This is a genomic window from Rhodococcus sp. Leaf278 (genome assembly GCF_001426085.1).
Classification (GTDB): Bacteria; Actinomycetota; Actinomycetes; order Mycobacteriales; family Mycobacteriaceae; genus Rhodococcoides.
Window position 1 is genome coordinate 63,726 of the sequence record NZ_LMRR01000006.1, and the last position, 25,313, is coordinate 89,038.

21 protein-coding genes and 1 pseudogene are annotated in these 25,313 nt (G+C 64.1%); 17 read left to right on the forward strand and 5 right to left on the reverse strand.

Annotation, left to right across the window (positions count from 1 at the left end):
* Positions 1-16: 16 nt before the first annotated feature.
* Positions 17-3,151, reverse strand: a complete 3,135-nt coding sequence (locus ASG84_RS07905; RefSeq protein ID WP_057476457.1) for an NAD-glutamate dehydrogenase domain-containing protein — start codon at positions 3,149-3,151, stop codon at positions 17-19.
* Between the two features lie 200 nt (positions 3,152-3,351).
* Entirely contained in the window at positions 3,352-4,188 is an 837-nt protein-coding gene (locus ASG84_RS07910) for an alpha/beta fold hydrolase (RefSeq protein WP_057476458.1), read from the reverse strand.
* A 110-nt stretch (positions 4,189-4,298) separates the two neighbouring features.
* Here ASG84_RS07910 and ASG84_RS07915 point away from each other — a divergent pair, with 110 nt between their 5' ends.
* The 3 genes from ASG84_RS07915 (at position 4,299) to ASG84_RS07925 (ending at position 7,296) form a co-directional block, all read left to right on the forward strand.
* Complete coding sequence (locus tag ASG84_RS07915) at positions 4,299-4,787, forward strand: nucleoside deaminase (RefSeq protein WP_057476543.1); 489 nt, start codon at positions 4,299-4,301, stop codon at positions 4,785-4,787.
* A gap of 219 nt (positions 4,788-5,006) precedes the next feature.
* Positions 5,007-6,455, forward strand: coding sequence for an APC family permease (locus ASG84_RS07920; protein ID WP_082520858.1), 1,449 nt, complete (start codon positions 5,007-5,009; stop codon positions 6,453-6,455).
* A gap of 4 nt (positions 6,456-6,459) precedes the next feature.
* A complete protein-coding gene (locus ASG84_RS07925) occupies positions 6,460-7,296 on the forward strand; it encodes an alpha/beta fold hydrolase (protein WP_235581585.1) in 837 nt (278 codons plus the stop codon).
* Positions 7,297-7,380: 84 nt separating this feature from the next.
* Here the strand turns inward: ASG84_RS07925 and ASG84_RS07930 are convergent, their stop codons facing one another.
* Positions 7,381-9,369, reverse strand: coding sequence for a GMC family oxidoreductase (locus tag ASG84_RS07930; RefSeq protein ID WP_156399423.1), 1,989 nt, complete (start codon positions 9,367-9,369; stop codon positions 7,381-7,383).
* 261 nt (positions 9,370-9,630) lie between these two features.
* Here ASG84_RS07930 and ASG84_RS07935 point away from each other — a divergent pair, with 261 nt between their 5' ends.
* From ASG84_RS07935 to ASG84_RS07955, 6 genes and pseudogenes are all read left to right on the forward strand, one after another.
* Positions 9,631-11,568 carry a primary-amine oxidase gene (locus tag ASG84_RS07935; protein ID WP_057476461.1) on the forward strand — a complete coding sequence of 646 codons (1,938 nt, stop codon included), beginning with the start codon at positions 9,631-9,633 and terminating at the stop codon, positions 11,566-11,568.
* Entirely contained in the window at positions 11,559-12,065 is a 507-nt protein-coding gene (locus tag ASG84_RS07940) for a hypothetical protein (protein WP_156399424.1), read from the forward strand. The genes ASG84_RS07935 and ASG84_RS07940 overlap by 10 nt, the downstream gene beginning before the upstream one ends.
* 109 nt (positions 12,066-12,174) lie before the next feature.
* Positions 12,175-13,287: pseudogene (locus tag ASG84_RS27915) on the forward strand (multidrug effflux MFS transporter); the annotation flags it as partial.
* 78 nt (positions 13,288-13,365) lie between these two features.
* Positions 13,366-14,172 (forward strand): 2-keto-4-pentenoate hydratase, encoded by an 807-nt coding sequence (locus ASG84_RS28125; RefSeq protein ID WP_235581592.1) that lies wholly within the window; start codon positions 13,366-13,368, stop codon positions 14,170-14,172.
* A gap of 79 nt (positions 14,173-14,251) precedes the next feature.
* On the forward strand, positions 14,252-15,775 hold the full coding sequence (locus tag ASG84_RS07950; RefSeq protein WP_057476463.1) for an aldehyde dehydrogenase family protein: 1,524 nt from the start codon (positions 14,252-14,254) through the stop codon (positions 15,773-15,775).
* 35 nt (positions 15,776-15,810) lie between these two features.
* Positions 15,811-16,407 carry a TetR/AcrR family transcriptional regulator gene (locus tag ASG84_RS07955; RefSeq protein ID WP_057476464.1) on the forward strand — a complete coding sequence of 199 codons (597 nt, stop codon included), beginning with the start codon at positions 15,811-15,813 and terminating at the stop codon, positions 16,405-16,407.
* Here ASG84_RS07955 and ASG84_RS07960 read toward each other — a convergent pair.
* Entirely contained in the window at positions 16,391-16,726 is a 336-nt protein-coding gene (locus ASG84_RS07960; protein ID WP_057476465.1) for an indolepyruvate ferredoxin oxidoreductase subunit alpha, read from the reverse strand. The genes ASG84_RS07955 and ASG84_RS07960 overlap by 17 nt on opposite strands.
* A gap of 43 nt (positions 16,727-16,769) precedes the next feature.
* Complete coding sequence (locus ASG84_RS07965) at positions 16,770-17,765, reverse strand: NAD(P)/FAD-dependent oxidoreductase (RefSeq protein ID WP_057476466.1); 996 nt, start codon at positions 17,763-17,765, stop codon at positions 16,770-16,772.
* A 255-nt stretch (positions 17,766-18,020) separates the two neighbouring features.
* On the opposite strand from ASG84_RS07965, the gene ASG84_RS07970 reads away from it, so the two are divergent.
* From ASG84_RS07970 to ASG84_RS08000, 8 genes are read left to right on the forward strand one after another with little or no spacing between them, the layout of a single operon-like run.
* Entirely contained in the window at positions 18,021-19,289 is a 1,269-nt protein-coding gene (locus ASG84_RS07970; protein ID WP_082520860.1) for a Rieske 2Fe-2S domain-containing protein, read from the forward strand.
* Between the two features lie 42 nt (positions 19,290-19,331).
* Positions 19,332-20,285 carry a catechol 1,2-dioxygenase gene (locus tag ASG84_RS07975; RefSeq protein ID WP_057476467.1) on the forward strand — a complete coding sequence of 318 codons (954 nt, stop codon included), beginning with the start codon at positions 19,332-19,334 and terminating at the stop codon, positions 20,283-20,285.
* Positions 20,282-21,178 (forward strand): alpha/beta fold hydrolase, encoded by an 897-nt coding sequence (locus tag ASG84_RS07980; RefSeq protein WP_057476468.1) that lies wholly within the window; start codon positions 20,282-20,284, stop codon positions 21,176-21,178. Before ASG84_RS07975 ends, ASG84_RS07980 begins: the two co-directional genes overlap by 4 nt.
* Before the next feature lie 22 nt (positions 21,179-21,200).
* Positions 21,201-21,344, forward strand: a complete 144-nt coding sequence (locus ASG84_RS27375; RefSeq protein WP_156399425.1) for a hypothetical protein — start codon at positions 21,201-21,203, stop codon at positions 21,342-21,344.
* 30 nt (positions 21,345-21,374) lie between these two features.
* A complete protein-coding gene (locus tag ASG84_RS07985) occupies positions 21,375-22,250 on the forward strand; it encodes an alpha/beta fold hydrolase (RefSeq protein ID WP_057476469.1) in 876 nt (291 codons plus the stop codon).
* Positions 22,247-23,233 carry a quinone oxidoreductase family protein gene (locus ASG84_RS07990; RefSeq protein ID WP_235581586.1) on the forward strand — a complete coding sequence of 329 codons (987 nt, stop codon included), beginning with the start codon at positions 22,247-22,249 and terminating at the stop codon, positions 23,231-23,233. The genes ASG84_RS07985 and ASG84_RS07990 overlap by 4 nt, the downstream gene beginning before the upstream one ends.
* The gene (locus tag ASG84_RS07995; RefSeq protein ID WP_057476471.1) at positions 23,230-24,558 is read left to right on the forward strand and encodes a M20 family metallopeptidase; all 1,329 of its coding nucleotides are present in this window, start codon (positions 23,230-23,232) and stop codon (positions 24,556-24,558) included. The genes ASG84_RS07990 and ASG84_RS07995 overlap by 4 nt, the downstream gene beginning before the upstream one ends.
* Entirely contained in the window at positions 24,542-25,312 is a 771-nt protein-coding gene (locus ASG84_RS08000; RefSeq protein ID WP_057476472.1) for an IclR family transcriptional regulator, read from the forward strand. Before ASG84_RS07995 ends, ASG84_RS08000 begins: the two co-directional genes overlap by 17 nt.
* The last annotated feature ends 1 nt before the right edge of the window (position 25,313 follow it).

Sequence of the window (25,313 nt, forward strand, 5' to 3'; positions counted from 1 at the left end):
GCTCCGCTCCTGCGGATCATCGGCACCGAGACAGGGCGAGCGAGAGCTCCGCGCTCACCACGCAGACTTGCGAATTACTCGGCTCTTCGACGCTGTGGAGTTCACCGATCATCTGGGCCAAGCGTTCGGCGGACATGGTGTGCTCAGACTGCCACGCGGCCACGGCGTCGGTGGCGGATTCGGTGTGCGCCGCATCGCGCAGGACCTGTTCGGTCATCTCGTGCCAGTGCTCTCGAAGCGCGTCGACCAGAACGGTGCCCGCCATCGCGTCCCAGTAATCGGCTCCGCCGGAGGCGACGGTGGACCGTTCCACCAATCGGTCCAGGCCCACGACCCGGCCGAATTCGAGATGAGTGTCCGCGACGTCGGTGACCGGTCGAGCGACGGACCGAGCCGTGGTCGCCACAGCGAATGCCTCGGAAAGAATGCGCAGTGTGCCTCGGTCGACGGTGAGATCCCCGGTCAGAGGCGGTAACCCGGCTCGAAGTTCGCGTACAGGTGCGGTGAAGCGTTCGATCGTCTCGAGCGGCGTCGATTCTTCGTCGCGATGTCGCAACAGCCACGACGTGGTTCGCTCGATCAGGTCCTGGATGCCGAAGTGCAGTGCGAGCCTGGTGTTCTGCGAGATTCCTGGTAGATCGGAAACGACGTCCCACATGTGGTCGATGTCGAAAACCTGGCGCACCACGGCGTACGCGACCGCGATCTCGGCCGTGCCCACTCCCAGCCTCTCCTCGAGCCGGTGAATCATGCCGGGCCCGATGCGATCGATCATGTGTCCGGTCACGACGACCGCCACGATCTCCCGCGCCAGCGGGTGCCTGCGGATGTGGTGGGGTACCAGGACGCGGATCGATTCTGGAAAATATTCGGCAAGTACCCCGTCGAACACCGGGTCTTCCAGCAGGGGAGAGTCGAGCAGTTCGCTGGCCACCAGGTTCTTCGATTGCGCCAACAACACCGCGATCTCGGGCCGAACCAATCCTTGCCCCGAGCGGTGTCGCGCCCGCAACTCGGTGGGTGAGGGGAGGACCGCGGCGACTCGACTGATTCCCGCGTCGCGTTCGAGGTTGTCGATCAGCCGTTCGTGGCGACCGAGCAGAAACGGGGCGTGGGCCTCGGCGAGGCTGATCGCGAGGGTCTGAGACGCGGTGTCGGCCAGCACCGACTGGGCGACCTCGTCCTGCACTCGGGACAGTGCTCTGTTTCGCTCGTCGACGGACAGCGTGCCGTCCGCGACGGCCGCATCCACCGCGATTTTCAGATTCACCTCTCGATCGGAGGTTGCGACTCCCGTGGCGTTGTCGATGAAGTCGGCGTTGACGCAACCCCCGGCGAGGGCGAACTCGATGCGAGCACGCTGCGTGAGGCCGAGATTGCCGCCCTCGCCGACCACCCGAGAACGCAGCGCGGACGCATCCACGCGAACGGAATCGTTGGCAGGATCGGCCGAGTCGGAGTGGCTCTCGCTGGAGGCCTTGACGTAGGTGCCGATTCCTCCGTTCCACAGCAGATCCACCGGTGCGGTGAGCAATGCCTTCACGAGTGCATTGGGGGAGAGTGCGCTGACGTCGATTCCGAGTCGTTCTCGCATCTGCGGTGACAGTTCGATGGACTTGACCGACCGAGGCCACACCGCGCCGCCCGAGGACAGTGCGCTCGAGTCGTACGCTGCCCAGCTGCTTCCTGGGATCGACGCGAGTCGCTCCCGTTCGCGGTACGACACCTCGGGGTCGGGGTTCGGATCGAGGAAGATGTGTCGGTGATCGAACGCGCCGACGAGTCGGATGGCGTGGCTCAGAAGCATGCCGTTGCCGAACACATCACCGGACATGTCTCCGATACCGACGACGGTGAATGCATCGGTATCGACATCGACCCTTTTCTCGGCGAAATGGCGTCGTACCGACACCCACCCCCCACGGGCGGTGATTCCCATGGCCTTGTGGTCGTACCCCGCCGAGCCACCCGATGCGAACGCATCCCCGAGCCAGAATCCTCGGCGCAGTGCAATGCTGTTGGCGAGATCGGAGAATCGGGCAGTTCCCTTGTCCGCGGCGACGACCAGATACGGATCGTCGCCGTCACGAATCACCGTCCGGGTCGGATGGACCACCGCGCCGTCGACGACGTTGTCGGTGACGTCGAGCAAAGCCTCTATGAAACCGGTGTATGCAGTGCGGACGCCCTCTGGCGTTGCCTCCGATCGAACCACGAAAGCGCCCTTCGCGCCCATCGGCACGATCGGTGAATTCTTGACGTGTTGTGTTTTCATCAGGTCGAGTACTTCGGTACGGAAGTCGTCGTGTCGGTCCGAATGACGCAGGCCCCCGCGAGATATCGCACCGCTCCGAACGTGACTTCCCTCGACGATGGGCGAGTGCACGAAAATTTCGCGATACGGAGTGACAGCCGCAGCCAGGGACAGTCGTGCCGGGTCGATCTTGAACGCTGCGGACGGGGCACCGACCGTCCGATCGTGTCGAAACCAGTTGGTGCGCAACACAGCCGAGAGAAATGACTGCAGTCCGCGCAACAAGCGATCCTCGTCCAGTGTCGAGGTGCGCTCGATCGCGGTGTCGAGAACTTTCTCGGCTGCAGCGATACGGCGGTCGCGTTCGGTCAGGTCGGGATCGAATCGTGCATGAAAGAGCGCGCAGAAGCCGCGAACAAATTCTCTGTGGCGCAGCAGGATCGAGACCACGGTAGGTTCGGACAGTTCCAACCCGACCTGCGCCAGATAGCGGGCTGCGGCGCGAACCAGAACGGCGTCGACGAACGGGATGGACGCCGATGCGATGAGACGAGTGAAACCGTCCACCTCGAGGTAGCCCGACGCAGCGGCCTCGAAAGCATCTCGCAGCAGGTTCGGAGTTGCTGCAGACCAATGACTTTCATGAGCGATGAACCCGAATCTGTGAACCGGAGCGGCGTCGGTGTCGGTGTCGGTGTCGGTGTCACCCGAGTGCACCGATTCGTGGTTTGCCACACTCAACCCGAGATCGGCGAACAGTGCGACCAGATCGGCGAGAGGTGGAGCGTGATGCTGCCACTCCATGATGGCAACCGGCATTCGCTGATCGGCGGTGTCGATGAATCGAAGCCGCACCCCGCTGTTGGGTGCGTCCCGAACCGCACGGGCACCGCTCATGATTTTCTCCTGACCATGTTCGACGAGGTAGGGCGACGTTCGCCGTGGGTAAGTGTGGCCGCACGAGACCCACGACACAGCTGACGAAATGGACATGCGGAGGTCTCGGCCCGCTCCATTTCGGACTTGCGGACTGCGGTTGTGTGCTTCTCACTGCGCTCGAGGAGCCGGAGTACACCTCCGCCGAGGCACGTGCTCGATCACCCGTTTCGCAGTGCCTCGTCGATTCTTGCTCCCACAGCGGCGGCACCCACTGAAGTCATGATCGTGCCCGCATGGTCGAGTGCCATCATCGGTGTTGTCGATGTCAGTGCGTGCCTCTCGATATCCTCGGGCGAGTACATCGGTGCCGAGTTCGCTCCAACGCTCCACTGCGCGTGCAGAAGTCGTATCGGCATCGTCAGTTCTCGGAACCGTGAAACGCCGAAGAACACGTCCTCGGCATCGGCGACCACAGCATCGGACGACAGCCGCACCGACCCGTCCACCAGGTCGTGTTCGGCGTACGCACGCAGGAGTGGGTTGTCGCGGTCCAGTAGCGGCAGCGACGTCGACACCAGGAAGTCGACGTAGTCCTCGACGGCGTCGAAGCGCTGCCGAGTTCGCGCGATCCTGTCTGCGAACACCGCTGCCACCGACTCTCGGGTGAGACCGGCGGGCGGTGCTACCGGAACGCCCCCGTCGACGAGTATCAGGCTCTTCACTCTGGATGGGTACCGAGCTGCGAACTCCACCGACACGAAGCCGCCCATCGACATTCCACACACGTGCGCAGCGTCGAGCCCGAGGGCGTCCATGACGGCGTCCAGGTCGTCTGCGTGCTGAGCTAACGACGACTGTCCCGTGACGTCGACGCTGTCGCCTCTGCCGCGCAGGTCTGGTGCGACCAGTGTGAGGTGTGGTGATTTCGCTCGTAGCCAGCCCCACAGCCTGCGTTGGCTGGACACTCCGTGCACCACGACGATGGGCTCACTGGTACCGGTGTGTGTTTCGACGACGAGGTCACCACCGGATACCGCAACGCGATCAACGGTCATGGTGCCGAGACTAGGTGAACCCGGCCTCATCCGGGATGAATCCGATGGACGGCCGAGCGGTACGGTCGAACGGTGAGCAATTCGACGGTCGACGCTCGCGCTGGCGCGCTGTGAGCATCTCCCCGAGTGACCGCACTTTCCTCTCGCGTGCCGTGGATCTGGCGGCGGAGGCAGCTGATACGGGCAACGATCCGTTCGGGTCGGTACTGGTGTCGAGCAGCGGAGAAGTGCTGGCCGAGGACAGAAACCGGGTCGGTGACCGACACGATCCCACGCAACACCCCGAGATCGCTCTCTCGCGATGGGCGGCCACCAACTTGGCTCCTGATGAACGCCGGTCGTCGACGGTCTACACCTCCGGCGAACACTGTGTGATGTGCGCAGCAAGCCACGGGATCGTCGGGCTCGGACGCATCGTGTACGCCACCTCGACCGCCCAGTTGCTCACCTGGCTGAACGAATTCGGAGCGGCACCGCTGGCCATCACGCCGGCATCGATCGAGCAGATCGTGCCCGGGATCGTGGTGGACGGGCCGGTCGCCGAGTTCGTCGACACCGTTCGCGATCTGCACAGACGCCGTCACGCACCTGCGGACTAGGTGTGTGAGCGGTGGTGGCGTAATTCCGGTCAGCGAACCGCTCGCCGACGGTCCGAGATAGTCGATACTGCAAGCTCACGGCAGGTTCGGAGTCGGTCGAGGTCGGCCCGGTGTCGCTGAGTGGACCTTTCGCGTGGCGACGAGATGAATATCTCTCCACACTGATCGCTATTCGACGGCGCTCGTCGTCCTTTGTGTTCGCAGGAGGAGTTGAAATCTATGGTGCCACGTACGCAGAACAGTGCATCCACGGCTGAGGGTTCGACCGAGCTCGCGCAGGGAAGCCTCAATGTCGCGCACATCGTGTTCATGGTCATGGCCACGGTCGCGCCCGCCGGAGGCGCGGTTGCGATTCTGCCTCTTGCCATCGGGCTGGGGGTAGGTGTAGGTACACCCGGAATGTACGTGTTCGTACTGGTGATCATGCTTCTGTTCGCCGTCGGTTTCACCCGGATGGTTCCTTATGTGCAGAACGCGGGAGCCTTTTTCGCCTACATCGTGCGAGGTCTGGGGCGTCCTGTCGGCTTGGCCGGTGCATACATTGCTACCAGTGCGTACATCGCGCTGGCCTGCGCCACCAGCGGCGCGATGGGTTTCTTCGCCTCCGGTAGCGTCAACAAGATTCTCGGAATCGATCTTCCGTGGTGGTCGTACACCCTGGTGGGTCTTGTGATCGTGTTTCTGCTCGGCTACCGCAAGATCACGCTTGCCGCGGGCGTACTCGGCGTTGCTCTCGTCGTCGAGCTGGTCGTCATTCTGGTACTCGACATCGCAATCATCGCTCGAAACGGAATCGGCAGCTTTCCGATGGAATCGTTCAGCCCCAGTCAGGTTTTCGTTCCCGGGGCCATCGGAGTCGCGATGATCTTCGCGTTCTCGTGCTACCAGGGCTTCGAAGGCACAGCGATCTACGCGGAGGAGGCACGCGATCCGCAGCGCACCGTTCCTCGTGCGACGTACATCTCGATGGGCTGCATCGGTGTCTTCTTCGTTCTGACGTCCTGGGCTTTCCTGGCCAGCTCGAGTGGTGCCACCGCCGCAGCAGCGGCGAGCCCGGGCGCATTCGTCTACGACCTCAGTGACGAGTTCGTCGGACCGGCGTGGACGACGACTCTCGAGGCATTGATCGTGACGAGTTGCTTTGCCGGAGTGCTCGCTTTCCACAACGCCGCCTCTCGGTACCTTTTCGCACTGGGCCGGGATGGTTTCTTGCCGCGGTCCATGCAGTCCTTGCACCCGCGCCATCAGTCGCCGGTGGTTGCCGGTTCGACGAGCTACGTGATCGAAACGCTGGTCGTCATAGTCTTCGCCGTCGCCGGCCTCGACCCTTTGACGACTCTCACGTCCGCGCTGACCGGTTTCGGCGCAGTCGGTCTGATGGTCCTGATCACCACGACATCTCTGGCAGTGTTGGTGTTCTTCGCTCGTCAGCGTCGATTCGGCTGGGGTCACACTGTTGCGCCGGCGCTGGCGCTGATCGGTTTCGGCACGATCACATATTTCGCACTGTCGAACTTCCCGGCTATCACCGGTACCGATTCGCCGATCATCAACGGACTGCCCCTGCTGCACCTCTTGACGATCGTTGTGGCGATCGGGGTCGCGCTGTACGCACGGAAGAACCGTAAGGATACGTATGCGAACATGGGCCGAACCCTTGTCGACTGAATCCTTGCTTCACAACGCTGCGACCCTCGTGCGCTTCGGTTACGCCGATACCCCGCTCGGTCAATTGCACTATGCAGAGGCGGGGGTCGACGGTGTGCCGTTGATCTGCCTGCACCAGACCCCGCGTTCGTGGGACGAATTCGCCGAGCTGATGCCGCTCGTCGCGCCGTCCCGTCGCATCATTGCCATGGACATGTACGGGTTCGGTCAATCGGCCAAACCTGTAGGGCCGCAGACGATCGAGCAGTATGCGTCGGGTGTGCTGCATCTGGCCGACGCGTTGGGTCTCGGACACTTCTCGGTCATGGGTCACCACACCGGCGCTGTAGTGGCGGTGGAGGTCGCCTGTGCGGCACCGGGGCGGGTGAAGTCCGTGATTCTGTCGTCTCCGTCGTATACCGGGCCCGAATACCGCGCCGGCCACGCCGACGGCCCCGGTGTCGACGTCGCGGAAATCGACGATCACGGCGGCCATATCGCGACGTGGTGGGGGCAGCGAGAGCCGTACTACCCGCCGCATCGTCCGGACCTGCTCGATCGCTTCGTCCGTGATGCGCTTGCGCCCGGGGTGGATCCGGCCGAGGGCCACATCGCGTGTTCGCGCTACCTCATGGAGGATCGCATCGGTCTGGTGATGGCTCCGGTTCTCATTCTCGGCGGAGACGCGGACCCGTTCTCCTTCCCCGATATCGGTGTCGTTCGAGACGGTCTCGCTCAGGCATCGACTGTCGACATCGTGGTCGTCGAGGGCGGCACCATTCCCATGGTGGAGCAACTCCCGGCACCTGTTGCCACGGCGGTCTTGGGTTTTCTCGACACCCACACGCCCAAGGACGCCTGAGCAGATACCGAAAAGCTCGAACGCTGGTGTATCGGAAACACACCCGCGTTCGAGCTTTTTCGCGCTCCGAGGAGTCCGCTCAGATCATGGCTGAACCGAATTCCGCTGAGCCGAATACCACTCCTGCACGATGAATTCCGCGGTGCGGCGTGCGTAGGCTTCGATCGACACCATCGGGTTCACCCCGGGTGCAGTGGGTAGTGCGCTTGCGTCTGCGACGTACACTCCGGAACAATCGTGCAGGCGACCGCGCCCGTTGACCACCGAGGTCTCGGGGTCGAGACCGGTTGGGCAGGAGCCGCTCTGGTGGGCGGACAGCGTCAGGATGTCCGCGGCGTCCAGGCTGCCGAGCGAATCGAGAAATGCATCGAAGTCTTCGCCCTCACGCCAACGAGGGTCGGACGGAAGGAACGTGAAGATCTCCTTGGCACCCGACGCACGGAGGATGCGCGCGAGTTCCCGATGTGCGCGACGGACCACTGCCAGGTCGACTGGATCGTCGAGACCCCATGTTACGACGGGCATTCCGTGTGCATCGCCGTCCACACGTCCGGAGCCGTGATCGCGAACGAAACCCCAGACCCCTGAGACGTGCTCGAGGCGCAACTGCTCCTGCTTGTGTTGCTCACCGGAGTGCCACGGTGTGAGACCTGTCCAGAAGCCGAGGCCCATGGGCGCGGCTTCCACGACGAACCCGTGTTCGCCTTCCGCGTGCTCGAAGTCGTGGCTGACGCTGGTGAGAATCTGCCCGGCCCAACCCTTCACGACCTCGTCGTAGACTCCGCTGACGAAGTACGAGGGGTGAACGTGCAGGTTTCGACCGACGCTCGGCCCGCCCAACCCGGAACGTTGCAGCAGCACGGGTGAGGCGAGCGCACCCGCGGCCACGACGACGATCGGTGCCTCGACGACGACGTCGCGGTCTCCGTCGGGCGTGCTCACCACCGCATGGACGCCGACTGCTCGACCGTCGGCGTGCTTGATTTCCCGGACGTCGCAGTTGGGTAGCAGCTGGCCGCCCGAGTCGCTGGCATCCTGAAGGAATGTCTTCATCGTGGATTGTTTGCATCCTACGAGGCAACCGGCATTGCACTCCCCGCAGAAGCGGGCGTCGTCGTCTTGTGCGTTGCGTGCCAACGTTTTTCGGTTGAGTCCGGCAGCGTCGAGCCCACGATTGAGAATTCGGTTGACGCTGTTGTGAACGGTGTTGGCGGGCACCGCGTTTATCCGCGCCATCACCGATTCGATGTGGGGGCCGAATTCGTCCGTGGACGCGCCCTCCATACCCGCCTCGGCCCACTCCGCCAGTACGTACTCGGGTGTCGGGAGGCACGCCATGGAGTTGACCGTGGTTCCGCCACCGACGGTCGAGCCCGCCAGCAGGCCGACGCTGGCGTCGGTGGACCAGACGAAGCCGCCGCCGAGATACAGGTTCGGGAACGACAACGCCTCCAGCTGAGGCAGATCGGGCTCGTTCCGATAGGCACCTTTCTCCAGTACGAGAACCCTCATACCCGCGGCAGCAAGACGCGCCGCGACTACGCCGCCGCCCGCACCGGAACCCACCACCACCGCGTCGACCGACACTGTGGTCGAGCCGGATTCGGATAGTTCCGCCACGGTCAGGGTCTTTGGAAATTGCACTGCGGTCGGCGGTTCGAGCAACGGACCGGGGAAGCCGAGTGCCGGCCACGTCGGATTGCTCGAGGCATCGTCCGGCACGGTGTAGAACATTGCCAGCACAGTGCTCTGCAGTACCAAGGCACCGGGACGCGTCGACGGGTCGGCGAGCACCGTCAGCCATTGCTCGGCACGTTGGTGAGCCGGGCTGTCCGCGAACGATTCCGAGAGTCTGTCGAGTACCCGTGCCACGAGGATGTGTACGTGCGGGGCCCAGAGGGGAAGGACGGAATCGAGAATCCGATCCACCGCGAGGTCGGACGCACTCGTGCTCCAGAACACGTGTTCTTCGGTCGTCGCCGCTGGGGGCGGAGAGATTCGCGGAACCAGGGTGTCGCAGAGTGCGGCCAAGATTCGGTGGTTCCAGGATGGTTGTGCGGGATCGACAGTCACCAGAACTCCTTACGGGTCAGAATTTGCCAGTGTTCACCTCGGCCCTCGATCGCAGGCTCGTGCAGTTTCGGTGAGCGAACCACTCGCAGCAGTCCGAACTGTGCTGAAGCCCAGCTGGAGGTGGCGAAGAGGAAGCCGGAATCTCTCGAGGACCGCTGAGCAAAACATCGGGCTGCGCGCTCGACCGCGCGCTGGTTGTGTGGGTAGCACACGCTGGCGACTCGAGATCTCGACCAGATGAATGCTATGAAAGGAACACCAGTGCGTCATCCGCTGTTCGATTCCCTGACATCCGACGAGTTTCGCCGCGTCGCAGATGTGGTTCGTCGTGAGGCCATTGCAGAAAGGCCGGGGTTCGCCGCGGTCTACACCGACGAGCCGGACAAGCGACTGCTCCGTGAAGGTCACGAGATCGCCCGTCGCGCAAGGGTTCTGTTGGTCGATCGGGCATCCGGCACCACACACGATGTCGTCGTCGATCTCGATGCCGACGCCGTCGTGTCGTCTTCGGTGATCACCGACGGGGCTGCACCCGTCCTGCTCGAGGAGTTCGATCTCGCTCCCGACCTGATCAAGCAGGATCCGCGGTACGTCGAGGCGCTTGCGCTGCGCGGCATCACGGACATGGACAAGGTCCAGATCGATCCGTGGGGCGTCGGCAACATGGCCGTTCCCGGTGTGCTCGATTACCCGGTCGACGGCCGACGCCTGGCCGGTTCTGTCTCCTACTACCGCGATTTCCCCGACGACAACGGATACGCGCACCCCATCGAGGGTGTCATCGCTGTGGTCGACCTGGTTGCGAACAAGGTCATCGACGTCCACGACTTCGGTGTTCGTCCGATGAACGTCGAGCAGGCCAACTACACGGCCGACGCGAACCAGCCGATGCGCTCGGACGTCGCCCCGCTCGTCATCACGCAGCCCGAGGGCGTCGGCTTCAAGATCGACGGCCGCGAGCTCACCTGGCAGAAGTGGCGCTTCCGGATCAACTGGCATCCGCTCGAGGGCCTGGTGCTGCATGCAGTGGAGTACCTGGACGGAGACGAGTACCGCTCGGTCCTGCACCGCGCGTCGCTGGGCGAAATGGTCGTACCCTACGGCGATCCGTCCAAGGAGCACTTCTGGCGCAGCGCATTCGACGCAGGCGAGTTCGGCCTCGGCAAGCTCGCCAACTCGCTTCGACTCGGCTGTGACTGCCTCGGTGAGATCGTCTACCTGGACGCGGAGAACGCCGGCGAGAACGGTGAACCGACCACTATCGAGAATGCAATCTGCATCCACGAGGAGGATGCGGGCATCCTGTGGAAGCACACCGACTGGATGACCGGCAAGGTCGACGTGCGTCGTTCGCGTCGCCTGGTCGTCAGCTTCATCGCCACCGTCGGTAACTACCACTACGGCTTCTACTGGAACTTCTACCAGGACGCGTCCATTCAGATGGAGGTCAAGTTGCTGGGGATCGTGCAGACCCGCTCGGTCGAAGAAGGCGAGACCTCTGCGCACGGCACCCGTATCGCCAAGAACATCGTCTCCAGCTATCACCAGCATCTGTTCTCGTTCCGGCTCGATACCGAAATCGACGGATGGCAGAACACCGTCGTACAGAACGATGCCTACGGCGTGCCGGTCGGTCCGGACAACCCCTACGGCAACGCAATCGGAGTCAAGAAAACGGTCATCGACCGCGAATTGACCGGTGACGACCACACCAACACGCAGTCGTCTCGCAGTTGGCAGATCATGAACACCGCCAAGAAGAACGCATGGGGCAATCCGGTCAGTTACAAGTTCCTGCCCGGTTGGTCGTCGGCCACGATGCTGGCGCAGGATCCCTCACTGATCGCCAAGCGAGCCGGATTCGGCACCCGCAACATGTGGGTGACGCCGTACTCGCCCGCAGAAATGCGCCCCTCGGGTGATTTCCCGAACCAGAGCCGCTCCGGTGACGGTCTTCCCCGATGGACTGCGGAAAATCGCGCGACCGACAACACGGACGTCGTGCTCTGGCACACCTTGGGAGTGACACACATTCCGCGCGCCGAGGACTGGCCCGTCATGCCGACCGAGGTCGTGGGATTCCATCTGCTACCGGTGAACTTCTTCGACAAGAACCCGGCGCTGGACGTGCCTGCTTCGTCGAGTGCACACGGCGGGAGCACTGCGGGGGACCAGCCGGGAGAAGCGTCATGTCACTGACACTCGGGCCTCCGGTGAACGCGCCGGTCGGGCGCGAAAAAAGCTCGGCCGGAGTCGATTCCGCCCTCGCAGCAGTTGCGATTCTGTGCTTCGTCGTGCACGTTGTGTTGCTGATCGTGACGGGCACGTCGATGCTCGTCATGGTTGTGTCGATGCTCGTCCTGTCCGGCCTGTGCGTGGCGTTCACGTGCAGGAAGGGCAACGGCCACCGGGTACGCGAGTATGCGGTCACCGCCGGTTTCGGTATCGCGATGCTCACCGTGCACTGGGCGCTCATGTCGACGTCGCTGGGCCACCACAACCACACGTCGGCGGATCCCGCTGCAATGGATCACGCGGCAATGGGGCACGGGGCGATGGACATGGCCGGCTCCGGCAATGTTCTGTCGGCGGGATCGTTCGAGGGATTGATGCAGGCCGGGTTGTTCTTCGCAGCTCTTCAGGTCGTATTGGCAGTGGGCGCATCCGTGCGTGCACTGCGTAGCAGCGGTGAGTAGACCCATCGCCGCGACCGACCGCGAACTCGGAAACTCCGGTGCCGACGGCACCGGAGTTTCCGCGTCCGCGGTGTCGGCGCCATCGGGCCGAGGCCGTCTTCGCTTGGTCGTGATGCTCGGTGCGCTCACCGCACTCGGTCCGTTCACCGTCGACATGTATCTGTCGGCTTTTCCCGTCATCGCAACCGAATTCGCCATTTCGGAGACGGCGGTGCAGTTCACCCTGACCGGCACTCTGATCGGCTTCGCCGTCGGCCAACTGGTGATCGGTCCCATGTCGGATGCACTGGGTAGGCGACGTCCACTGATCGTGGCGTCGCTGCTTCACGTTGCGGCCTCTCTCGGGTGCGTGGTCGCGCCGGGTATCGAGGTGCTGGCCACGCTCCGGGTTCTGCAGGGTTTCGGAGGTGCCGCCGGGGCCGTCCTGGCCATGGCCGTGGTTCGAGACCTGTACCAAGGCAACGCCGCTGCGGTCATGATGTCGCGGTTGATGTTGGTGATGGGCGTGGCGCCGATCCTGGCCCCGTCGATCGGTGGCCTGGTGGTCGAAGTGTCGACGTGGCGCGTGATCTTCGTGATCCTCGCGGCTCTGGGACTGGCCGCCGTCGCGATCGGCTCGTTCGCCATGCCCGAAACATTGCCCCCGGCTGCGCGGCAACAGAACGGTGCGCGCACGGTATTGCGGAATTACGCGCGACTCGGCACGGATCGAGCCTTCGTCTCGATGGTGCTCGTGTGCGGCTTGGGCCGAGTGGTGATGTTCTCCTACATCTCCGCCTCGCCGTTCGTCCTGCAAGGTAGCTTCGGGCTCACACCACAGCAATTCGGCATCGCCTTCGCTGTAGGCGCAGTTGTGTTGATCGGCTCCTCGCAGCTCAACGTCGTCGTTCTTCGTCGATGGTCGACCCGGACCGTCCTGCTGTCCGCGCTGCTGATCGGCACTGTGGTGGCGGTCGTGTTCGTCGTCCTGGCCGCCACCGGCACCGGCGGATTGGCCGGTTTCGCGGTGCCGGTGCTGCTGATATTGGCCGTGATGGGAACGGTCCTGCCGAACGCCCCGGCACAAGCGCTGGCCGGTTACGGATCCGTGGCCGGTACTGCGTCGGCGTTGATAGGCGGCGTGCAATTCGCCTTCGCCGCGGCAGCCGCGCCGGTCGTCGGAATGCTCGGCAACGACGCCCTCGCGGTGGCGTTCATGATGGCTTTCGCGGCTTCGGTTGCGTTGCTGCTGGTGCTCTTCGGTACCAGGCCCTCGGTGAGGACCGCTGAGCGAGACGCAGTGGTTGTCGGCGACGCCCCTGTGGCCGAAGCTTGCGTCGTGACTGTGAGCCAGAACAACATCGAGGCCGCCGCCGAGCGGTTGAATCACGCTGTGAACAGCGGCGAGACCTGTGAGCCGGTCCGCGACCTGATCGGCCGTGACGACGTGACCGCGGCCTATGCGGTACAGGAAATCATCAACAACCAGCGCTTGGATTCCGGCAAGGTCGTGGTCGGCCGAAAGATCGGTTTGACGTCGAAAGCTGTTCAGGCGCAATTGGGTGTCGATCGCCCCGACTTCGGAATGTTGTTCGACGACATGGCCTACGGTGCCGATGCCGTCATTTCCGCCGAGCGGGTGTCGCAGCCGCGCGTCGAGGCCGAGATCGCCTTCGTGCTGCGCGAGGACCTGGCCGATGGGCCTCTCGACGCAGATCGCGTCAGACGCGCCACCGATTACGTGGTCGCGGCGCTCGAGGTCTGCGGTAGCCGAATCAGCAACTGGGACATCAGTTTCGCAGACACCGTGGCCGACAATGCGTCGGCGGGTGCCTACGTACTCGGTGATCGGAAAGTGCCCCTCGGGGATCTGGACCTCACCGAGGTGCAGATGACCATGTCGATCGATGGCACTGCGGTGTCCGAGGGCAACGGTGCTGCCTGCCTCGGCGACCCGGTCGCAGCCGTGGTGTGGCTGGCGCAGACCGCGGCCGATCTCGGTCGTCCGTTGCGTGCCGGACAGGTCGTTCTGTCCGGGGCCTTGGGGCCGATGCGGGCTGTCGCCGCAGGGCAGTCGGTCACGGCCACCCTGACCGGTCTCGGATCGGTGAGCGCTTCCTTCCAGTAGTCAACCGAGTCGACCCGTTCTCCGTGTATCGCGCCGGAAGCGGGTTGCACTTGCAACGTGTCACGTCAGAAGGAGAACAATGTCGTCGATCAGCCTCCCGGAAACCGCACGCGCGGCTTTCGTCCCCAGCGGGGATTATCAGCAGTTCATCGGTGGCGACTGGGTAAGCGGCCGCAGCACCTTCGAAGCCATCGACCCCAGTGTCGGCAGTGCCTGGGCGGCTCTGCCGCAGGGCACGGCCGCCGACGCGGAGTCCGCCGTGGCGGCGGCGGTCCGTGCCTTCGATCAGTGGCGCAGGACGACTCAGGATCAGCGCCAGGCAATCCTGCTGTCGATCGCGGATCGATTCGAGTCCGAGGGCGAGCGTTTCGGTGCCTTGTTGGCGACCGAGAACGGCCGACCGGTCCGCGAAGCAGGCATCGCCGACATTCCTACGGTCGTCGCAATTTTCAGGTTCTACGCGGGCGTGATTCGCGCTTTCAACGGCGAGCAGATTCCGCTGTCGAATCCCGATACCTTGCTGTACACCAAGCGCGAGCCTCTCGGCGTGGTCGCCGCGATCATTTCGTGGAACTCTCCCTTGATCACGTTCGCGAACAAGGTGGCACCCGCACTCGCCGCCGGCAACACCGTGGTCGTCAAGCCCTCGGAGTACGCGTCGGCGAGCATTCTCGAATTCACTCGTCTGATCGGTGACCTGCTGCCGGCCGGTGTGCTGAACATCGTCACCGGTCTCGGCCCCGAGACGGGAGCGGCTCTGGTCTCGCACCCCGACGTCGCCAAGATAACGTTCACCGGCGGTCCGGAAACCGCACGGGCAATCCTCGGCTCCGCAGCCCGTACACTGCGACCGAGTCTGATGGAGCTCGGCGGCAAGGGACCGATGATCGTCGCCGCCGACGCAGACCTCGACCTCGCAGTTCAGGACGCGCTGATGGGGATCTTCCTGGCCAACGGTCAGGCGTGCATCGCGGCGTCGCGTCTGTTGCTGCACGAGAACATCCACGACGAGTTCATCGAGCGGTTCGCTGCGGTGGCTCGAAAGATCAAGGTGGGCGACGCGACCGATCCGAGCAGTGAAATGGGCCCGTTGGTGTCGAGTCGGCAACTCGAACTGGTCAGTGGTCACGTCGAACGGGCGCGCGCAGAGGGTGTCTCGGTTGTCGTCGGAGACGAGCCCCTCGATCTCGACGACTCGTTGCACGGCGGTTTCTATCATCGGCCGGTGCTGCTCGCCGATCCCGAGGGCCACGCGACGATCGTGCGGACCGAGGTTTTCGGTCCGGTCACCGTCGCGGAACGCTACCGAACCGATGACGAAGCCATCACGCGCGCGAACGCATCGCCGTACGGCTTGGCGGCCGGAGTCTGGACGCAGAACCTGCGTCGCGCACACCAGTTCGCCGATCGCTTGGACGCGGGAATCGTGTGGGTGAACCGATGGTTCGATCTGCCCCCCGGTATGCCGATGGGCGGTCGAGGCGACAGCGGGTTCGGACGTGAATTGTCGTTCGAGACGCTGCGTGAGTACTCCGCAGTGAAGTCGGTCAACATCGATCTCGGAAGCGATCGACCACCGCTGTGGGGATTGGCCGGGCAGTAGCGACGAAGTCGTCGGTGGCGTGATTGGCTGTGGGTATGAACGTTGCCGACGACTCGACGGAACACGACTCCGATCAGTCCACCCGGAATCGACTGCTGGATGCGGCCATCGACATCGCCGGTGAGACCGGGGTGCAGGCCGTCACGTACCGTGCAGTCGCCACCCGCGTCGGCATGGCGCACGGTTTGGTCCGGCACCACTTCGGCACCCGGGAGCAGCTACTGATCGAAGCGTTTCGCCGGGCTGCAATTCAGGATTCGGACGAGGTAGGTCTGGAGGCGAACTCGATCGACGAGTTCGCCGCCAATCTTGTTCCTACGTTGAACAATTCGCGTAAGCGTCAGTTGTTGCAATACGACGAGACCACCCAGGCCGTCCGCGGTAATCTACCGATCGAGAACGTGCGCGGGTTGTATCGGCGATACGCCGCTCAGGTGCGCAGCACCCTCGACAATGCCGGCGTGCCCGACCCGGACGGTAGCGTCTCCGAGCTCGTGTTCTCCGCCCTGGACGGTCTGGTAATGCAACACATGGTGTTTTCCGACGACGCCCGGACCTCGCAGCTGCTGGAGCAGCTGCGAGAGGTCCTTCGACGCCTGGCGACGAACCGATCGATCAGTGATTCGCCGTGAACTCGGTGTCCACGCCCAAGGGTCCCAGTTTCTGAGATCCACCCGGATCGCCGATGGGTTCGCTTCGTCCCGGCAACGGCTCGTTGAAGAAGGCGATGGAATCTGCGACGAATTCTGCGAGCGCAGGATCCTTGCGTGCCTTGCGGTCCACGAAGACGGCGTCCACGGGGCACTCCACTTCGCATGCGCCGCAGTCGATGCACTCGTTGGGATTGATGTAGCTGCGACGGTCGCCGATGTAGATGCAGTCGACGGGGCACACTTCGATGCATGATCGATCGAGCTGATCGATGCAGTTGATTCCGATGACGTAGGACATGCTGGTTCCTCCTGATGTGGTGAGGTCTGGTGTGGTGAGGCGCTCAGGCGCCGTCGGTCGAATGCCCGGGGAAGAGCACGAGGTCGGGGTCGAGGTCGACCGCAACGTGGTTCATCGCGGTGGCAACCTCGCCGAATCCGACCGACATGAGCTTGACCTTGCCGTCGTAGTCGGTCACGTCGCCGGCGGCGTAGACGCGCGGCAGGTTGGTTCGACCCGCACGGTCGACGGCAATGGACCGGCCCCGCAGTTCGAGGTTCCAGTCGCGAATGGGGCCGAGATTGCTGATGAAGCCGAGAGCCGCGATCACGTGATCGGCCGCGACTACGGTTTCCTCGCCGCTTTTCGCCTTGAGCGCCACCTTCGACAGAGACCCGGATTCCAGATCGCCTACCAGAGAGAGGACTTCGGTGTCGGTGTGGATGGCGACCTTGCCCGAACGGACACGCTCGAGGGTTGCAGCATGACCTCGGAACGTAGCTCGTCGGTGTACCAGCGTGACCGATCGTGCGATCGAGGCCAGCGCGTCTGCCCAGTCGAGAGCGGAGTCGCCACCACCGACGATGACGACGTCCTGATCGGCGTGGACGGTGGGATCGGTGACGAAGTAGGAGAGTGCTGATCCCAGCCACTCCGTACCGGTCTCCATCGCGCGTGGCGTCGGGGTACCGATCCCGGCAGTCAGCACGACGGCACCGGCGCGAACGATCGTGCCGTCGTCGAGTGTCAAGACCGGCAGGCCGTCCTCGTGGGTCAGCTCGATGGCCTGACGGCCGAGCAGGTACGTCGGTGAGAAGGCGCCGGCCTGCTCCACGAGGTTGGCGACGAAGTCACGACCCCGGATCGACGGCAACGCGGCCACGTCCCGAATCTGCTTCTCCGGGTACAGGGCCATCACCTGCCCGCCTGCCTGGGGGAGAGCGTCGATGACTACGGTCTCCAGCCCGCGAAAGCCGGCGTAGTACGCGCCGTAGAGTCCGGTCGGGCCAGCGCCGACGATGGCGACGTCGGTCGTGACGACCGAGGGCTGAATGGTCATCGGGTCTCCTTCGAGTTCGTTGTGTTCCAGGGACAGTAGGCGCCGCCGTCGGATACATCACGTGGATTGGACCGCTGAGCGGAACCGGGCGGTGTTCTCGGGCCGAGGCAGCCGGGCGCGGAGACAAATTCCGGTAGGCGGACCGGTTCGATTGTGATGTCCACATCGCAGTGATGTGCTGTGCCGACTCGGAGCGATCAGTCGAGAAGTCGATCGCTTCGCAAGATTCGAGTGAACTGCACCTGGAGAGCACATATGAGCGAGACGCTGGAACCCCGCGCGGCGTCGACGGTATCGCGCCCTACCGTCGCGACACCGCCGACAGAAGCGGACCGAGTGAAGACGCCGGCCCAGAAGAAGAAGGACGGCAACCTGCCCGGTCGGCAGGACTGGTCCAGTTGGCCCCTGTATCAGGCAGCCGGAGCGGGCTTCCGTGGCTACTGGTACCCGGTGGTGTTCTCGTCCAAGGTCGGCGAACGCCCCGTGCGGGTCAAGCTGCTCGGCGAGGACATCTTCGTCATCCGCGACCGCGGTGTCGTTCGAGGCATGGCGAACCGGTGCCCCCACCGCGGCGTGCCATTGAGCTACGGCAACAAGCAGTTTCCCGGCACGATCTCGTGCGTCTACCACGGCTGGACGTTCGACCTCGAGACCGGCGACCTGAAGGCCGCCATCACCGACGGGCCCAAGTCGCCGATCTGCGGCAAGGTCACCCAACCGACTTACCACGTCGAGGAACGACTGGGAATGGTGTGGATTTTCGTCGGCGACGGTGAAGAGCCACATCCCATCGACGAGCAGCTGCCCGAGGAACTCGTCAGCAACGCTGCCGTCATCGGTTCGCGGATCATGCCGCGAGAAGGTAACTGGCGCTTCGCGTGTGAGAACGGATACGACGAGGGGCACGCGAAGTACCTGCACCGCACGGCGCTGTGGCGCCTGTTCAAGGCCATGCCCGTGTGGAACACCACCAAGATCGTCAAGCGAGGCCGCTGGATCTACCGAGTTCAGCTCGAGCAGTTCTGGGATGCAGACTTCCCGGGGCTCGGCAAGTGGACGGGCAAGGCCTGGTTCAAGAGTAATCCGCCGAAAACAACCACCAACATCGGCAACACGGGATCTCACCGCGAGGTGAACCCGGTGATTGCGGCACAGGAGTTCCCGGGTTTCGCGTCGGTGAGTATGCCGGGCGTGCTGCGAATTGCCTACCCCACCTTCATTCACTACGAGTTCTACGTACCGGTGGACGAGGACAACCACCTCTACGTGGGAGTGATGGCGGATTTCCAGAAGGGGCTCAGGACCATTCCCTTCTACTTCAAGTACCTCGGAGCGGTCCGTTGGCTGTTCCACGGTCAGTTCTCCAGCCAGGACAAGTGGATGGTCGAGGTGACCGATGCACCGCCGGAGAAGCTGTACCGGCCCGACGACTCGCTTCTGCAGTGGCGCAAGCTCGCCGAGGACACGACAGAGGATCGGATCGATGCGTTGGCCGAACAGGGCATCGACGTGCCGACCCCGTAATGACCTCTTCCTCTGATTCGAGCTCGACCTAAGGAGCAAAACATGTCAATCGTGCTGGGAATCGGGGCATCTCACTCCACGTTGATGAACACCCACTGGGACAAGGTCGTTCACACCGACCGTGCCGAGGCGTTTCGAGAAGGACTCACGACGGCCCGCGACCGCATCATCGAAGCACGTCCGGACGTCGTGGTTCTGGTGGGATCCAACCACTTCCGGGGCTTCTGGCTGGACCTGATTCCGTCCTTCACCATGGGCGTCGGCGAGGTGATTGCCGCAGGTGACGGCGGAACACCGAAGGGCCCGCAGAAGACCGATCCCGAGTTCGCTCGTGCGTTGGCGCAGCACCTCGTCGATGCCGGCACCGAAGTGGCCATTTCGGCGCGGCTGCAGATCGACCACGGTCAATCCCACGCAATCCAATATCTATTGGACGGAATCGACGTGCCGGTGGTGCCGTTGGTGGTCAACGTCTTCGCTGCGCCCCTGCCGACGCTTCCTCGCGTCGCCGAGCTCGGTCGCAACATTGCCCGGGCGATCGAGAGCATCGGTGACCGACGCGTCGTGGTCGTCGCCTCGGGCGGACTGTCGCACCAGTTGCCCTGGCCCAGCGACTGGACCGCTCCCGAGGGCGAGGACGAGGAGTTCCTCGTCGAAGCCTGGTTGAACGGGCGCGGCGAGTGGGAGCGATACGACAAGCGGCGACGGGAGATCATCGTCGGTGCGCAGCCGACCATATTCCCGGAATTCGACGAACAGTTTCTGCGCGACCTCGAACACGGTGATCTGCAGAAATACACGCAGTGGACGTCCGAGCAGATTGCCGAACACGCAGGAAACGGTGGCCAGGAGCTACGAACGTGGCTGATGATGGCTGCCGCTCTCGGCTTCGCGCCGGGCAAGACCCTTGCGTATTCGCCGATGCCCGAATGGTTGACGGGAATGGGCGTGGCCGTGATCGAACCCGAATCCTTGCCAGGAGAGAAGAACTCATGACTGTCGCAACACCGGTTGCGGTCGGGAAGTCGCCCGCCGCTTCGGCACCCCCGGAAAGTCGCTTCATCGAAGCGGACGGTGCCACCTACCACTACTACGACATCGGCACCGGGCAGGACACGATCTTTCTGCACGGCGGCGGCCCCGGGTGTACCGCGTGGAGTGACTTCGGCCCGGTAGCACCGTATTTCGAGGCGGACCGACGCTGCGTGTTGGTCGATATCCTGCAGTACGGGCAGTCCGAGAAGTGCCTGATCACAGGCCCGATGTGGGACTTCCACGCGGCCAAGACCGTGGCGCTGATGGACGCACTCGGCATCGAGCAAGCCGACTTCGTCTGCAACTCGTGGGGTGGAACGATCGCGCTCAACGTGGCGGCCCTCTACCCCGAACGTGTTCGCTCACTGGTGATCACCGGCAGTATGCCGGTGTTCTACGGTCCGTTGGCTCCGCTTCCCGAACGTGGCCATCGAGGACGAACCGCTCGGGACGTGTACTACGGCGGCGAAGGCCCCACCCGGGAGAAGATGCGGACGCTGATCACGCGGCTGGAATGGTGCGACCCGGATCGTCTCCCGGAGGAGACCCTGGACATGCGCTACCAGCAGAGCCTCGATCCCGAGGAAACAGCGCTCGCTGCGATGTCGGACAGCCCGCGCGGCGAATGGCAGGACCTGACACAGCAATTGGGCATGATCGAGGCACCCACCCTGTTCATCTGGGGTCGAGAGGATGCGTTTCTCACGCCCGACTATCCGATGATGCTCGCGCGCATGATCAAACGCGGCAATCTGCATGTCATGGACAACGTCTCGCACCATCTGCAGGAAGAGCGACCCGCTGCCTACCACGCGGTGGTCACCGGATTCTTCACTGCCAGCCACAATCCCTGATCGAGCGAACGAGGACACCGTCGTGAAGATTCTCTACATCCCGCTGGCCATCGGTACCGGGCTCGGCGCGCTGCGCTACTTCAGCGGGCGCTTGGCCACCCACCAGCGTCTGATCCCGAACCCGTTGGCGCACGTCAACACCCAAGTACATCGCATCAACCAATAGCACCGTATCGACTGAGTAGGAGCATCCAACGTGACGCAAGAACTTGCACGAACAATTTGGACGGAACTGGCCGGGCTGGACTTCAGTGTCAGCACCATCGACGCGGGTGGAATCCCCACCCGATCGCTTCGGGCAGGTAACGGTGCCGAGCACATCGTGTTCTTGCACGGCACCAGCGGTCACCTGGAAGCGTTCATCCAGAACATCAAGCCGCACGCGGAGCGCTACACCGTGCACGCCATCGACATGCTCGGCCACGGCTACACCGGAAAGCCGGACTACCCGTACGAGATTCCGCGCTACCGCGACCATCTCCTCGCGTACTTCGACGCCGTCGGAATCGACAAGGCGCACATCGGCGGAGAGTCACTGGGTGGTTGGGTGGGCGGTCGGACCGCAATCGACAACCCGGAACGTGTTGCCTCGCTGCAGATGATCGCGGCCGGTGGAACGGTGGCCAACCCGGAGGTCATGGATCGTATTCGCACGAGCACGCGCAAGGCCGTCGAGACCGACGACGTGGAGCTCACGCGCCGCCGGATGCAGTTGCTCATGCACGATCCGGCCAACGCGAGCGAGGAACTGATCTCGGTTCGGCACACCATCTACCACCAGCCGGACTTCATCGCCGGTATCGACAATCTCCTGTCGCTGCAGAACATGGAAACGCGGCTGCGGAACATCCTCACACCCGAGGACCTCGCCCAGATCACCGTTCCCACCCTGGTCGTGTGGGGCCGCAACAACCCGTTCGGCGACATTCCGGAGGCGAATGCGATGCACCAGAACATCGCCGGTTCCGAGCTGCTGTTGTTCGACAACTGCGGCCACTGGCCTCAGCGTGAGCACGCGGACGAGTACAACGCCGCCAGTCTCGCGTTCCTCGAGAAGCACCCGGTCGCATGAGTGGGACGATGCGCGCAGCCCGGGTGCACGCGTGGGGACAGCCGCCGGTCGTCGAGGACGTCGATGTGCCGGTGCCCGCAGCGGGGGAGGCACTCGTCCGCGTCGAGGCCGCATCGGTTGCGCACCTCGATGTGACCGTCGCCAGTGGTGAGTTCGGTATCAAGCCGAACCTGCCCTACACCGGAGGCGTGGAGGGCAGCGGCGTCATCGTCGAGTCGGCCGTCTTCGAACCCGGCACCAAGGTGGTACTGCGCGGCGGCGGCCTCGGCCTGTTCAAGAACGGAACCTGGGCCGAGTACGTCGTCGTCAAGGACAAGGCGTTGGTCGAAGTGCCCCACGGACTCTCACCCGAGGTCGCTGCGACGTTCTGGGTACCGACGACGACTGCCCGTGCCGCACTCGTCGATGTCGGCCGGCTCGGCTCGTGGTTGCCCGACGTCGGCAGCGCTGCCGAGGAACACGTCATCGTCGCCGGTGCCGCCGGTGCCGTCGGTTCGATGGTCACTCAGTTGGCCCTGCGGTACGGAGCGAAGGTGACGGCCCTCGTGGCCGACCGCGAGCAGGCTTCGCGGGTCCCTGACGGTGCCACCGCATTGGTCGCCGATGACGACGAGCAGTTCGCCGAACTGGCGAAGGAACGCCCGGCCACCTTGCTGGTGGACACACTGGGTGGATCGAATCTCATCGTCCGGTCCCGCTGGGTGCGCCCCGGCGGCCGCGCGGTATCGATCGGATACGTCACCGGCAACGACGTGTCGATCGGGCTGTCCAATTGGCTGCTCGACGACGTTGCACTGTTGCCGGTCAACATGATTCGGCGTGAAGAGTCTGCTCGTTCCACCGTGCCCGAGCTCGCTGCTCTGTTGGCTGCAGGAGATCTGACGCTCGATTACGAGAGCTTCACGTTGGACGAGACCGGGACTGCGCTCGACAAGCTCGGCGCAGGAAAGGTCCGTGGACGAGCGGTGGTCATTCCCAAGTGACGACCGCGAGCGGAAGGGACTCCGCCGACGGGGCCATCGAGCGCGTCCTCGCACATCTCACGCGAGAACGTCTGCTCGCGGCCGTCCGGGCGATGGTCGACATCCCCAGCCCCACGGGCGGGGAGGCGCCGTTGGCCGAGTGGATCGCGTCGGATCTGGCGTCGGCCGGCGTCGATGCCGAGGTTCAACGCATCGACTCGAGCCAAGCGAATGCCGTTGCGACCGTCCCCGGCGGCGACGGTCCGTCCCTTCTGCTCTACGCCCCGATCGATACGTTCACCACCGGAGACCCCGCGCTCGACATCCCCGGCGCGTCGGCGTCGTGGCGGCCCGATCTTGCACCGCGGGCGGTGGTCTCTGGCGACATCGTCGAGGGCCTGGGAGCCGGTAATCCCAAGGGCCACGGCGCAGTGGTGCTGGCTGTGCTGCACGCGTTGCACGCAGCCGGCGTCACCCCGCCCGGCGATATCGTGGGAGGCTTCGGCGCCGGCGGCATGCCCAGTTTCGCGGTGTCGGGAGTAGGCGCGCCGGACCGCACGAACACCGGTCACGGGGTGGGCGCGGGGTTCATGCTCGAGCGCGGCTGCACTACCGACTTCGCCGTCATAGCCAAGCCCGGTTGGACGGTTCTGCACGAGGAAGTCGGGCTCGTGTGGATCGACGTGACCGTGCACGGTGGACATACCTATGTCGGTAGTCGCCACCGCATCCCGTACAGCAATGCGGTCGCCTCGGCCGGCCGCGTGGCCATCGCTCTCGAAGACTGGCTCGAGGGATACGCACAGCGGCACCGATACTCGACGATGACACCCCAGGGAATCGTCTCGTCGATCAGCGGCGGCCTTCGCCGGCTCGCGGCGTCGACCCCTGCGGCAGTGACGCTCAGGCTCGATCTGAGGCTGACGACCCGACAGACGCCGGCCACGGTGCTGCGCGAAGTTCGCGCCATGCTGGCCGGGGTGAGCGAGCAGCTCGGTGTGGAGGTGTCGGCACGAGCGGTGGCGGCCATTCCGGCGACCCACACGCCCCCTGATTCGCCGGTTGTTCGGGCGGCGGTCGACGCCTTCGAGACGGTCTCCGGCTCGCCGCACGAGATCGTCATGGACAACAGTGGGGCAACGGACGCGAACATCCTCCGCATGCGCGGCGTACCCACGGCTCGGGTAGGAATGCCCAAAGTGGCTGCGACGCCCGATGGTTCGAGCATCGACTTCACCCGGGGCATGAATCTCGTCGACGTACGCGAGATGCGTCGGTTGGCAGAGATTTTGATCCGGACCGTGTTCCTTCTCCCCTCGAAAGCCGACCGTGACCAAGCAGGATGACTGCGCTACACCCGGCGGTGCGAACTCCGTGCTGGGCAAGACGCGGTTGATTCTCGAAGCGTTTCGACTCGACGACGACAGTCTCACGTTGACCGAATTGGCACAGCGCACCCAGATCTCGAAAGCATCGGTTCACCGGCTGAGCCAGGAGCTTCTCGAATGGGGAATGCTCGAGCGGTCAGGCCTCGAATATCGCCTCGGGATGCGAGCTTTCGAGTTGGGTAGCCGCGTTCCGAGATTGCGGGTCCTGCGCGACGCCGTCCGGCCGTTCATGGAGAGCCTCCATCACCGCACCCATGAGACCGTGCATCTGGCAGTACTCGACGGGCACGAAGTCCTGTACCTGGAAAAGGTCGCCGGCGGTCCCACCTCCGCTCGCCCGTCACGGATCGCGGGTCGACTTCCCCTGCACTCCACTGCCACTGGGAAGGTTCTGCTCGCTTTCGGGCAGCCGAAGCTGTTTCACGAGGTGCTCGCCAGGGGCCCGCTCGAGCGGGTGACCCCGGCGACGATCGTGTTGCCCGGCATGTTGGCCGAGCAACTGCGTCGGGCGAGGGCAGACGGGTACGCATCCGAACGCGAAGAGATGACCGCAGGCTACTGCTCGGTCGCAGCGCCGGTCTTCGGGCCCACCGGTCTGTTGTTGGCGGCGGTATCGTTGACCGCGTCGGCTGCCCGATCGGACCTGGCGCACTTGGCGACTCTCGTGAAGTCGTTGAGCGACAACGTCTCGGCTACCGGCGCGGTCAACTGAC

What these genes read in the sequence shown, in the direction of transcription:
- ASG84_RS07905 (WP_057476457.1), bottom strand. Translation starts at nt 3,151, where the DNA reads ATGAGCGGTGCCCGTGCGGTTCGGGACGCACCCAACAGCGGGGTGCGG.
- ASG84_RS07910 (WP_057476458.1), bottom strand. Translation starts at nt 4,188, where the DNA reads ATGACCGTTGATCGCGTTGCGGTATCCGGTGGTGACCTCGTCGTCGAA.
- ASG84_RS07920 (WP_082520858.1), top strand. Translation starts at nt 5,007, where the DNA reads ATGGTGCCACGTACGCAGAACAGTGCATCCACGGCTGAGGGTTCGACC.
- ASG84_RS07940 (WP_156399424.1), top strand. Translation starts at nt 11,559, where the DNA reads ATGTCACTGACACTCGGGCCTCCGGTGAACGCGCCGGTCGGGCGCGAA.
- ASG84_RS07950 (WP_057476463.1), top strand. Translation starts at nt 14,252, where the DNA reads ATGTCGTCGATCAGCCTCCCGGAAACCGCACGCGCGGCTTTCGTCCCC.
- ASG84_RS07955 (WP_057476464.1), top strand. Translation starts at nt 15,811, where the DNA reads ATGAACGTTGCCGACGACTCGACGGAACACGACTCCGATCAGTCCACC.
- ASG84_RS07960 (WP_057476465.1), bottom strand. Translation starts at nt 16,726, where the DNA reads ATGTCCTACGTCATCGGAATCAACTGCATCGATCAGCTCGATCGATCA.
- ASG84_RS07965 (WP_057476466.1), bottom strand. Translation starts at nt 17,765, where the DNA reads ATGACCATTCAGCCCTCGGTCGTCACGACCGACGTCGCCATCGTCGGC.
- ASG84_RS07970 (WP_082520860.1), top strand. Translation starts at nt 18,021, where the DNA reads ATGAGCGAGACGCTGGAACCCCGCGCGGCGTCGACGGTATCGCGCCCT.
- ASG84_RS07975 (WP_057476467.1), top strand. Translation starts at nt 19,332, where the DNA reads ATGTCAATCGTGCTGGGAATCGGGGCATCTCACTCCACGTTGATGAAC.
- ASG84_RS07980 (WP_057476468.1), top strand. Translation starts at nt 20,282, where the DNA reads ATGACTGTCGCAACACCGGTTGCGGTCGGGAAGTCGCCCGCCGCTTCG.
- ASG84_RS07990 (WP_235581586.1), top strand. Translation starts at nt 22,247, where the DNA reads ATGAGTGGGACGATGCGCGCAGCCCGGGTGCACGCGTGGGGACAGCCG.